The organism is Paenibacillus sp. 01T47, assembly GCF_056398245.1.
Genome location: NZ_JBFTPA010000027.1, coordinates 23598 through 36002, shown reverse-complemented (window position 1 = coordinate 36002; position 12405 = coordinate 23598). Strand labels below are relative to the sequence as shown.

6 protein-coding genes are annotated in these 12405 nt (G+C 42.7%); all 6 read right to left on the bottom strand.

Translation table 11 applies throughout. The features are described from left to right. Positions 1 to 150: 150 nt before the first annotated feature. On the bottom strand, positions 151 to 711 hold the full coding sequence (locus AC1DOV_RS31200) for a hypothetical protein (RefSeq protein ID WP_477551882.1): 561 nt from the start codon (positions 709 to 711) through the stop codon (positions 151 to 153). A 474-nt stretch (positions 712 to 1185) separates the two neighbouring features. Next, complete coding sequence (locus AC1DOV_RS31195) at positions 1186 to 2580, bottom strand: alpha-L-fucosidase (protein ID WP_477551901.1); 1395 nt, start codon at positions 2578 to 2580, stop codon at positions 1186 to 1188. A gap of 127 nt (positions 2581 to 2707) precedes the next feature. Next, the gene (locus AC1DOV_RS31190) at positions 2708 to 3031 is read right to left on the bottom strand and encodes an L-rhamnose mutarotase (protein WP_477551881.1); all 324 of its coding nucleotides are present in this window, start codon (positions 3029 to 3031) and stop codon (positions 2708 to 2710) included. 429 nt (positions 3032 to 3460) lie between these two features. Next, positions 3461 to 8881: a glycoside hydrolase domain-containing protein gene (locus tag AC1DOV_RS31185; protein ID WP_477551880.1), complete on the bottom strand. Its 5421-nt coding sequence runs from the start codon at positions 8879 to 8881 to the stop codon at positions 3461 to 3463. A 212-nt stretch (positions 8882 to 9093) separates the two neighbouring features. Beyond that, the gene (locus tag AC1DOV_RS31180; RefSeq protein ID WP_477551879.1) at positions 9094 to 10803 is read right to left on the bottom strand and encodes a cache domain-containing sensor histidine kinase; all 1710 of its coding nucleotides are present in this window, start codon (positions 10801 to 10803) and stop codon (positions 9094 to 9096) included. Beyond that, entirely contained in the window at positions 10800 to 12371 is a 1572-nt protein-coding gene (locus AC1DOV_RS31175; RefSeq protein WP_477551878.1) for a response regulator transcription factor, read from the bottom strand. Before AC1DOV_RS31175 ends, AC1DOV_RS31180 begins: the two co-directional genes overlap by 4 nt. Positions 12372 to 12405: the final 34 nt, after the last annotated feature.

Genomic DNA, 12405 nt, shown 5'->3' with positions numbered 1-12405 from the left:
TGATTTCGTTTAATCTTTCGATGACGACTGTACTAGACCAAATATGAACTTGATCATTTAAATAAAAAAAGCCGCGATTTTTGCGGCCTTTAATGAAATAGTACTTATGTCATCTTACAAAGCTGCTCCACATCTGAATTACGTAGTTTATTACTTTTGGTTTAGTGTTTCTACTTCTTCCGAAAAAGCATCTTTGTATTGCTGATACAATCCGGTATCAAACTCGTAGTCTGCGTCATTAGGCTTTGGAGGATTATCTTGAAGTTTTTTATACAAAGTATCAATCTCGCCTGAAACCTTCGTCCATAATTGTTTCACTTCACCATATTTTGAATCTATTCCTTGGATATACTTATCGTATTCTGCTTTCTTTTCCATCGCCTTGCCGAGTTGCTGGATCATGAATTCCATATCTATGGTTTCTCCTGTTGCAGAAGTACCACTGTGGGCAAAGTGACCGATGTTTACAAGACCATCGTTCCAAATATCTCTGGTGACGAAGTTGTTGATCTCCGCTAATTCTGACTCTACAGTAGGTTTTTCATCTGACTGAGACGAATTATCTAGTTGTATCCCCGCATCTTTGAAAGCCTGCTGTACTTGTTCTTGCAATTTCTCTTCTTCGGTTTTCTCTTTTCCGCAACCTGCAAATACTGCCATCGTGACTAAGCACAGAATGATGTATATGCTCTTTTTACCCCATTTGGACATTTAAGCCTCTCCCTTGTTTGCAATAATTTCCTACCTTTACTATTATCGGTTTTGTAGACGGGTTATTTAATACACAGAATAAAGTCACCCATCTAAGCTAATAACTTGTCTTCAATCTAGTTTGTAGCCTAAAGACAATAGATAATAATCAATTTGGATATAGGCGTTGATAAAAATAAAAACGAAAAGCACGCCAGAAATCAGGCATGCTTTTCGTTTTTTTCAATATGACTTTGAAGCGTAAGCCCTATATTACTTAGCAATCGTTATGTTACTCAACCTAGGCTTGGTCGATCTTACTGTTTAGGTAATCTCCCTCCCCCTCTATTAATCATCCGTCAGGAATGGGACTATGTTCTTGTCACAAAACGGGATTGGGACGATGTTCTTGACACCATGCAATGACAAGAACTTGCTCCCATAAATAGAAAAAGCCGCGATTTACGCGACTTTATCTTATCACTCACTTTCCCCCTAGCCCTTCTCCATGCGGAAAACATGGGCGATCGGAGCCTGCCCGTTCAATTCGCAATCCGGAAGCGTGATCGAGATACCTTCTGGCGTACGCTCAACCTGCAGCAAGACGTCGCTTCCGACAAGCTCAATGCCGGAAACGGGCTCCTGATAAGGAATATGAACGACCTTGGAGACGGTTGCATCTGCGCTTTCATATAAGTAAGTACAATACACGGTATTTCCTTTCGTGGTGAATGCGCAGGCACCGGTATAATACGGCGCGCACACACGTGTACCGTATACCGCCTCGCCGTAAACCTCCATCCATGCGCCCAATTCCTTGATGCTTTTGACCGCCCCGGCCGGCAATCGTCCGTCGGGCTGAGGACCTACATTCAGCGCTAAATTGCCTCCTTTTGATACAATTTCCATCAGAATTCGAACGATCTCCCTCGCCGATTTATACTGATCATCGTATTTGAAGGCCCACTGTTTGCCGATCGTAATGCAGCTTTCCCACGGTACGTTCAGCGGTCGCTCCGGAATCGCTTGCTCCGGCGTCACATAATTCTCGTAAGGCCCTCCGACTGTACGGTCCGCGGACAGCAGCCAGGGCTGCGTTTGACGGGCTCGCTCGACGACCTCGCCCAAACGAATGTCCTGCTTAACCTCGTCACTCGCTTTGACCCAGCCCGCATCCAGCCACAATATATCGATCCGGCCATAACGGGTCATCAGCTCCATGATTTGCTCATGGGTAAAATCGACGAATTTCTCCCACAGCCACGGATATTCCTCGGGGGAGTACGATGGTCCTCTCCACGTATCGCGGCCCCTCTCCATTCCTGGCGCCCAGTAATACGGCATATGCCAATCCGCCTTCGAGAAATAAGCGGCGATCGCAAGCCCCTTGCTGCGGAAAGCGTCAAACACATGCTTGCAAACGTCGGCATAGCGGTGTGCATGAAACGGTGTTTCGATGCCGGTAATCCGGTAATTCGTCGTATGTGTGTCCCACATGCAAAATCCGTCGTGATGCTTGGTCGTAAAGATCAAATATTTGAACCCGCCTTCGGCGGCGATTTCCGCCCATACCTCCGGTTGGAGGCGGAACGGATTGAACGTGCGGTTCAGGCCGAAATATTCGCGCTTCAACTCTTCGTAATCGCTCGTCCAGTCGACATCTTTACGCGCCCATTCACCGTCTTCATCGCTGAGAATCCAGGACTCGGCCTCGATCTGCGAATAAGGTCCCCAATGCATCATTAGGGCCAATTTCTGATCCTTAAACCATTCCAATCTTTCCAGAGTAATCGGATTTTCTGGTTTCATCCATTTCGTCTCGCTGCTGTATCCGTGGACGCCTTCATTCAATTCCGGAACTTCAGCTTGCTGAAGTTCTTTGATTTCCATATCGTTCACCTTGTTGCCTCCTTCTGTTCTCCGTGTCACTTCGAAGTGAAAATTTTACGTTTGTCTAAGACTTTCCTCAAATTCTTTTAACTCAATCACTCTATGTAGTTAAATTTGAAGAAACGCCCTAATCCATATGAAATACTTCCTCCATTGTCGTCCACCATTCTCCTTCCGAAGCGGAATCAACTGGTTCCTGACACGGATCTGTTAGTTTCCACCACGCTTGCATGATCGGGTCAGCAGCCATATTAGCCATATCTTTCTCGAAGTCTTGTCCCGTGTATTCCAAGTAACTAAAGAGATTCCTATCTCGGTAGTATATAGAGTAATTTTGGATGTTACTTTCTTTTAACCGATTTAAGACTTCAGGCCATACTACCGCGTGTAATGCTTTGTATTCGGCTAACCTATCCATTTTCACCTTAATGATCCATCCGTATCTTTTCATTGTCATCCCTCTTTGACTCAAATATAAAAGGTGGACAACGTATAGAGGTGGAATTGCTGCCAGTTGGTTTATCCATCTTCTTTTCTATACTAACAATTATCGGATACGATAATTATCAAAATACTGGAGAATGACCTCTGTTTAAGCGCCCGGCATTTCTGGGAGGACATAAACCCATTTTTCACCATTGCGGGTTCAACGAATATATCACGAATTCAAGGAAAGTATTCTAGTATAATCGCATTATGCGTTGCACCCACAAGATGCTGGTGAATTTGCTCCATTTCTCCGACATGCGGAACAACTGGCAAATCATAGGCTGCCGCAAGAGCTGTTCCTCTACTTAGGATGTGCCCAAGCAAGTCCTATATTGGATTGTTCTATCGTCTCAACGAAGACTCCCTATTTAGGACTTGTGGGTTAACATGTTTACTGTAAAACTCTATTGAGCAAAACTGCTGCTTCGGCACGGGAAGAAATACCGCTCGGAACGAATTTGTATGCATCGCGTCCATTAATAAAATGAAGTGCCGCCGCCGCTCTTACTGAATCAAGCGCCCAGGCAGCCACAGCGGATTCGTCTGTGAAGAAAGAAGCCGTATTTCCGTTCAACTTGACGTCTTTCAAGATCACATACGCCCGCATCATCATGGTGACCATTTCTTCACGTTTGATTCTCGCATCGGGATCGAAAGTCGTTGTGCTTGTTCCTTTACTAATGCCTGCTTTGACAGCTATGGAAACTGCATCTTCGTACCAGGCGCCCTTCGCCACATCCGTAAATTTCGATTCGCCTACTGATGTCAGATGCAATGCTTTGACAAGCATAGCTGTAAATTCGGCCCGTGTGATGGAACGCTCTGGCTCGAACATTGCCGCACTAGTTCCGTCAATAATTTGCTTCGCCGCTAACTGTTCGATCGCATCGGCCGCCCAATGAGTGGACTTGACATCGGTAAATGATTTCTTGAATTCGAGCATCGCATATTTGCTAAAATGGTAAATATTAGCGACCCATTCTCCGTTAATAAATGTGCCTCGCACATATTCCAGCGTACCATTGTCTGCCAAGTAGTAAATGCCAGTCAGTTTTGGATTTAAGGAAGGATCCACTTTGAATCGAATCGTCATCGGCTTATCGAAGCTGCTCAAGCTTGTCACTTTACCATCTTTCCCGACAATAGATAAGTTAAAATTGATCACTTTGCCGGAAAGTTTAATTTGTGCAAGTGTGGAAGATTGCCTTTTCGCTAGAAGTTTGTTAGCATCGGATTCGGATAAGGGAGTCATGATCAACTCTATCTTACTGTTTTGTTTATCTTCTGCGGACAATTTATCTACCAACTGTTTAAGAAATTCAGCAGGTACTTCCAACGTGAATGGACCCATTTGAATGACTAATTGATTAGGTCCGAGCAGTTCGGCTGCATTAGCAGGAAGTACAATTTTCTCTTTATCTTTGGCTATGATTGTCACAACTCCGTTGGAAGCTGGAGAGGTAAGGTCTTCCGCTTTCACTATAAGTGTATGAGAATCGGTATTTCCATTGACTGTACCATTGCCACCACCAGTAGAAGGGTCTCCACCGCCAGTGTCCTTTGGCTTAAACGTAACATTGATCATATGGCCGGCAGTTACGTTGGTAAACGTATAGACGTTGTCGGTCACTGACACGGAGGTTCCGTTTACCCTCACCTTGTCGATTTCGTATCCATTGTTCGGATTGAATGTAAAGGTTTGATCAGCACCCTCATCGACTACAACAGCGCCGTTAGGACTAATCGTTCCGTTTTCCCCCGCACTCGCTGTGATCGTATGTGTCTGGTCACCGCCACCAGTATCCTTTGGCTTAAACGTAACATTGATCATATGGGCGGCAGTTACGTTGGTAACCGTATAGACGTTGGCGGTCACTGACACGTCGGTACCGTTTACCCACACCTTGTCGATTTCGTATCCATTGTTCGGATTGAATGTAAAGCTTTGATCAGCACCCTCATCGACTACAACGGCGCCGCTCGGGCTGATCGTTCCGTTATACCCTGCACTCGCTGTGATCGTATGTGTCTTAGCTCCAATCTCACCGTTTTCCCGAAGGTTATAGAGCTCAAGCTCATACAAAGCGTACATGCCCCACGTCGTATAGTTCGCATCATTGATTTGTATTCTCAGCTTCATTGCGTCCTTTATTGTAGGAATATTGGCAAAGGTGTACTCCATTACGTTGTCATCTACGCTGTTTTTCCATTGGATGGGTACGCCATTCGCTATGGTTTCAAAGTTTACTCCGTCTGTAGAAGCCTGAACATCAATATTGGAGATACCCTGAAGTAATCCAGAAGTTGTGGCCATGACGATGGTGTTAAAGGTTTGCGGCTGTTCCCAAGTAAGATTAATCTGATGCGGAAATTGATGATTGGCTCTTATACTCGCGAACATGGTTCCATAACTGCCGTCTACCATATTCGAAGCACCATAGCCGCTATTATCTTCCCTGGCAGCTGATGCTGTAATGTTAGAATAGCTTCTGGCAATATTGGTGCCGGGTTCATTCACATTGCCTTTCAAAATGTTCAACGTGTAGAGCATTGAAGTCGTCCCGTCGCTTGCGGTGGACTTGATATGAACCATGCTTTTACCGATTGGAATATCAATCGCCTGCGCCGTGTTATTGGCGACGGTCTTTCCGTTGATCTGCAGCGTACCCTCTTCATCCGAAAGCGTTGGCGTAATCGCGATGGTGTTTACATCAATAGGAATCATTACCGGGTAGTTCGTCGTGCTGTTGTCAAACGTAAAGGAAGGAACATTAGAGATTGTTAAATTTCTTAGTGTTCCATCTGCTATTGGACTAATCTCTCCGTTGTCTGGAAGGTTATAAAGCTCAAGCTCATATAAAGCGTATATGCCCCAATACGTATTGTTGGCGTCATTGACCCGTATTCTCAGCTTCAGCGCGTCATTAACCGTAGGGATATTGACATACGTATATTCCATTTTGTTGTCGTCTGTGCTGCTATTCCATTGAATCGGTACCCTCTTCGCAATTGTTGTCCAATTCGTTCCATCCGAAGTAGCCTCAACGTCAATATCCGTTATACCCTGTAATAACCCTGATGGCGTGGCCATGACAATCGTATTAAAGGTCATCTGTTGATCCCAAGTAAGTTTGATTTCATGTGGGAACGGATGGGTGTTAGTATACCCGCTAATACTAGCAAACATGGAACCGTAACTGCCGTCAACCATATTCGAAACGCCATATCCGCTGCTGTCTTCCCTGGCAGCTGTTGCTGTAATCGCTGAATAACTTCTCGCAATATTGGTGGTCGTTTGATTCACATTGCCTTTGAGAAAGTTCAAAGTATATAGTCTCGTGGTTTCCCCATCACTTGCGGTAGACCGAATATGGATCTTACTTTTACCTGTAGGAATGTTGAATGTAAGCCTCTTTCCGCTGCCAATACGTTGTCCGTTGACCTCCAGAGTTCCATTTGCATCCGAAAGCGTTGGCGTAATGGAGAATACGTTAACATCACTGGGAACGATAACTTGGTAATTAATATTGTCCTTATTAAAATGAAACGAAGGTGAGCTAGTCAGGTCCAAACTTTGTAGTGTTCCGTCATAGATCTGCTGTCCTTCATACATGCTCACTCGATAACCGTCAACGAATAGGCTTTTGTTCTCTAGGTTCACTACCTTGATCGTGTGCTTGCCTGCTGATAGATTATGATTGCTGTATACCGATATTGAATCGAGTTGAACCTTTTCATATAGATCAATAATGACCGGAGCGGAATCGTCGATGTATACGGCAATTTTACCGGAGTATTCATTTTTCTCTGCAATAAGATCGATTCCGGACCCTGTAAATGTATAGGTCAAATAATCTTCCGCTTTCAATGTGGCTTGCACACCGCCCATATAAGCGTATTTCCGGCTTTTTGCAAACCATTCACCGTTGAAGGTGATTTCGCCGGTCGCGTTATCGGTCATGTATGTCATAGGTACATCTTGCCCATCGTAGGGACTTGTTGGCACGGGAATTGCACCCACAGGTTCACTGGCAGCAGCTTTAACCAGATAATTATGAAGCATTCTGATATATTCAGGGTCAATGGTATATTTTCTCGGATCAGACGGGCTAACAGCGCTGTCAGCTATACGCTCGGCAAGATCAGGATTGGTTTGTTTGAGTTTGTGCATCAGTTCGTAATCCTCTAGTCCGTCTCTTTGGGCTTCGTAGCGCAGCGAGCTCTTAACCGTCATATTATCCTTATCCGGATATACGATCGTGGAATCGCCATAATGTGGGACATACCATACGTTCCATCCCCAATGCAAGTGCCCTTTAACATCGTCTTGACTAAGATTCCAGAATAACAGCCTGCCAGTCATAGTGGGCTGTGTCCAGAATCTGTTCAACCACGGAGCCGGATTGGCATCGCAAGTATACACCCACAAGTCTTTGCCGGCCGCTTGCTCCTTTTTATAAAAATCCTTATTGTATTGAAAAACCGGCGTTAACGGAACCCAAACATCCACATAGGGTTTGATGGCTTCGTTCATTAAAGTACCGCCCGCATCAGCGTCCAATGTTTTGAAATCTGGAACGATCTCTTTTACTTTTCTAACGATATACGTCATATAGTTTGTAATGCTAGAACCGTTGGGTTCGTCCTTAGTATGTTGATACCAAGTGAAGCCATTATCGTTAAGCCAACCTTTATCCTCTAAATGATCGTGCAATGCCGTCAAGTAGTTAGTAAGATAAGCGTCTGTTGCAGGTAGTGAATTGGGCTTAGGTATTGACGTTAACCACGGATCTTGGGGATTATCTTTGTTTGGCCTTTCGCTTTGCGGCATTTGTTCTAATGCATGGATCAAGTGAATGTTCGCAAAATGAGTAATCCCTCTATCCATAAAGGTTTGAACATATCGATCGAACAAGGACCAGTCGATATCTTTAGGTATCCCGTCTTTAAAAGACGCCATTTTGGTACCATTTGCGTTTAATAACAAGTCTGTCCGAACCCAAATCATGTTCTGGCGATAGTCGCTCATGGTTTTGGCGAAATTATCCATAAGCTCAAACCATTCATCGCTATATGTCTCCACTCCGTAATAGTACTGACCAACGTCATAACTATTCTGAGTTAAAGGATCATCAACATTCTCAGGCGGATTACCTCCAATCATAAAACCATTCGTCATCGACCACTGATAATTAACGAAATTAGCTTCAGAGGTTTGAGGGATTTCAACGTTAGCTACCTCAACGTTAATAGGTACTTGATAATCGCCCAAAGTCGTTTTCACTGTAACCATACCTTGATAAAAGCCAGGAGCAGCACCGGCTGGAACAAAATTCGTTATTAAAATGGGTTGAGTTGAATTTGCCGCCACATGTATAGATGGCTCGTTGGATAGCGGGTCGGGGATTGCTGATAAGGGATAGATTTGCTCGCCTACCAAATCCGGCCAATACTGATTGGGTTGCACGGTATCTTCAAGTTCGTATTCCGCAAAATGATAGCTTAAGTTGCTGTTTGAGATCGTATTGCCAGAAGATACAAGATTGGAAAATTCAACTCCAGTAATCTCAAAATCAGTAGTGCTTCTTACAGCAATTTGCTCATTTTCGTATTCGTTTCTGGCTGAAACAAGATCAATGCTGTACCCAGGACTTGCGGGGATCGTGCTGGTCCTATATACGGCTTTCAATGCATTAACCACCCATACATCCAGCTGGCCGCTATCAGCATAGACATGAGCAGCATTGTTCTGATAAAAGAAGCTTGCTAGAATCATAAAACAAAGCATTTTATACGTTGTTCGCTTGAACATGGATCAACAATCCTCTCATTCTTTTTTTTAATTCAGAAACCATTTGTTGAAGCGCTTACAGAGGCGGTTGACAACGCCGTCTGTTCACAATTACATTGTATTATCATTTGAAACCCTGTAAAATAACAGTATTTTTTGAAATCTAACAGATTTCGATTAGAAACAAAAAAAGGGCCGTGCTCTTATGAGCATTGACCCTTTTTTGATCATGGCTATTGATCACTTATATGACGATACTGCGGTATGCGTACGATAACTGAAGTGCCAATCCCGGATTGACTATGAATTAATATCCCGTATTCGGATCCAAATAAGAGCTGTAATCTTTCTTGCACATTTTTAATGCCATAACCCGCACTTTCATGTTCAAGAATACGCTTAATCTTATAAGGTTCCATACCGACACCATTATCCTCCACAACAAATACAATATCTTCACCGTCGAGACTTGCCCGCAGGATGAGTTTACCTCGGCCCTCCCTCTTAAGATCGATGCCATGCATAATCGAGTTTTCAACAATCGGTTGCAAAATCAAATGGATCATTTCAAATTGAAACACCTTGTCGTCCACATCAAATTCTACGTCAAACCTTTTATTGTGCATTGCTAATTGAATATGTATGTACGCTTGGACGTTTGTCCATTCATCTTGAATCGAAATAATCTGCTTCCCTTTATTTAAAGTCGTTCTGTAATAACTAGATAGTTGATTTACCAAGTCACTAATTTCTTGGGCATCGATACGCAGCGCTTTTGAATTAATTAAAGATAAAGAATTGTATAGAAAATGGGGATTGATTTGAGCTTGTAGCGCTTTCAGTTCGGCAGACTTTTGCGTAATTTTTGTTTGATATACCTCTGAAATGAGCTGATTAATTTGTTTAAGCATAGAACCGAATCGATTGGTAAGCTGCCCGATTTCATCTTTGGAATTCGCTGATACAACAATAGTAAGATCACCGTCTTCCACCATCTTCATTTTGGTGTTTAATTTCTCGATTCCTTTTAACAGCGTTTCTGAGAACAAGAAGATAATAATACTGAGAAAAACCATGCAGATGAGTACAATGATGCCCGTTGCGCTTAAAATATTGCCAATGCCTGTTTTGTACTGATTGTCGGGAACCAAATAATGAAGTATCCAATCGGTTTGAGGAATATCTTTGTTTACAACTAAATAGGATTCGCCATCTAATTTTGCATTTGAAGTGCCTTTCCTTGAAAGTGATTGAAGTTGAACATCATCCATCTGCCCAGCATGCTCTGATAATACGGGCCGATTCTGTCTATCGGTAATGATGATGCCATTCCCTCCGTTCACCCTGCCAATGAAATCACCGAAGATTTTGTGGTAATCAAATCTAACATAAAGTACAGCGCTCACGGTCCTAAACTCGATATTGTAAATCACTCGTGTGGCAAACAATTCTCCATCTTCAAACCACCACTTGGTTGTATCACTGCCCTTTGTTTCTAGATACCAATCCTTCTCCTTAATTGCAGATGAAGGCGTCATGAAGTTTCCTATTTCAGATTGATGACTTTCGGAGTACAACATTATCTCATTCATATCCCTAACCATATACATCAAGTTAAAAAAAATAGGTTCAATTTTATCATTCAGCATCATTAATTGTGTGTACAAATCCAGATTCGGGTTACTCATCAACTCGATAACCGTAGGATGGAAAACAATCGATTTTATTGACACATCCTGCCTCTGAAGTCGGTAACTGATCTCTAAAGTGACTTTCTTCGCCTCGTTATCCGCACTTTGCAGAAACTGGCTCTCTAATGAAGATTTAGAGTTATGGTAGGCATATAAGCCCAGTACAATGGTTGGCAGGAAGATGACAATCACATAAGAAAGTAATAATTTCTGGCGCAGGCGGAGATTACGGATAAATTTGAGTAGAGTCACCTTCGCCCACCTACCTCACGATATTGAACTGGAGTCAAGCCATTATATTGCTTAAACATTAAATTAAAATAGGAAGTGTTCGTGAATCCAACTGTACTGGCAATATCAACAACTTTAATCGTTGTATCTCGCAGCAACTCCTTCGCTCGCTCCATACGAACGGCTGTAATATATTTGACTAGGTTTTGGCCTGTATTTTTTTTAAACAAAAAACTTAAATAACTTGGCGATAAAAAGACGCGATTGGCTAAATAGGCGACCCCAATATCACTTCCGTATTCCATCTGGATGAGAGTCTGTACATCTTCAATCACTTTGCGGCATTGATCATCTGTCGCCGTTTTGATTTGCAGCAAATGCTCCTGAAAAACGGATAAAATGACTTGCCTCAACTCAGCAATCGAATTGCATAGTGCGATTCGCTCAAAACCATTCTTTAATAAATTGCTGTTTCTTTTGCCTTGAGACTCTACTATTTTTTTTAATATGTCTGTAAATAATAGCTTGGCATACATAGAACTAAAGCGCTTACAACTTTGCATACTTGCAATGAGAAACTCTATTCGATGCTCAAGTGTACAATATTCTTTTTGTGCAATGGAAGTATAAATGTCCTTCAGCATAAGCTCTAACGATTCGTCGTCTATATGGTCATGAATTCTTTCATCTTCTTTGGAACAAACGACACTGCTTTCCATAAAAAAACGAAAATTCATTAACTCTTCCATTTGGGTAAACTCATCATGAAGTCCCTCTAGCTTATCTACCGGACTACCAACAATAATAAAACTTCGCCGGTCGAAGCGAGTCTCCAGCCATTCTTTAATCCAATCCCCATAAGCCATAAGCTCTTGCAGGTTATCGCTGTTCTTTGAAGCTGGATCAATAGCGACTAGCATGATGCTTTGATACTCATTCAAATTTAAAAAAAGCATCTCATGTGTACAAATCGATTGTAGAAATTCGAACACTTCTGTATGATGTTGATCAAAAAAACGATTTTGCAATCCAATCATAATCATATACATTCGCTTATTTACCAGATGATTTAGGCTTGCAAAAGCTGCCCGTTCCTCGTAATGAACGTCACTCTCACGACCCTGAAAGAGATCAAACAGGAGCTTCTCTTTCTCATACGCCACTCCTTTATGAAAGCCTTTAACGAGCAGATCCTCTTTCTCTCTCTGAAGCCGTTCGTCTTCAAGTATGGCGATGATGAAATGGAACACTTTTAGGAATTCCTTCACATCAATCGGCTTCAACATATAATGAACCGTTCCAAGCTGAATCGCTTTTTGTGCATATTCAAATTCCCCATATGCACTGTAAATAAGTACTTTAAGGTTCGGAACGACTGCTTTTGCCTGCTTAATTAACTCTAGACCGTCCATGAATGGCATGCGAATATCTGTGAATAACAGATCTACATGATGGCCCTTTATATATTCCAGTGCCACTTCCCCATCATTGGCCTGAGCAACAGAAAATGGTAGAGCATGCTTATGAATAAGCCATTCAATGGCTTCGATTTCAGCTTGTTGATCATCGACGACTAATATATGATACATATTTTCCTCCCTGTCTGTTCAAACGATCGCTATT

Bases quoted from the DNA above. Each gene is read 5' to 3' on its own strand.
- AC1DOV_RS31195 (WP_477551901.1), bottom strand. From the start codon at position 2,580: ATGGAAATCAAAGAACTTCAGCAAGCTGAAGTTCCGGAATTGAATGAA.
- AC1DOV_RS31175 (WP_477551878.1), bottom strand. From the start codon at position 12,371: ATGTATCATATATTAGTCGTCGATGATCAACAAGCTGAAATCGAAGCC.
- AC1DOV_RS31185 (WP_477551880.1), bottom strand. From the start codon at position 8,881: ATGTTCAAGCGAACAACGTATAAAATGCTTTGTTTTATGATTCTAGCA.
- AC1DOV_RS31200 (WP_477551882.1), bottom strand. From the start codon at position 711: ATGTCCAAATGGGGTAAAAAGAGCATATACATCATTCTGTGCTTAGTC.
- AC1DOV_RS31190 (WP_477551881.1), bottom strand. From the start codon at position 3,031: ATGAAAAGATACGGATGGATCATTAAGGTGAAAATGGATAGGTTAGCC.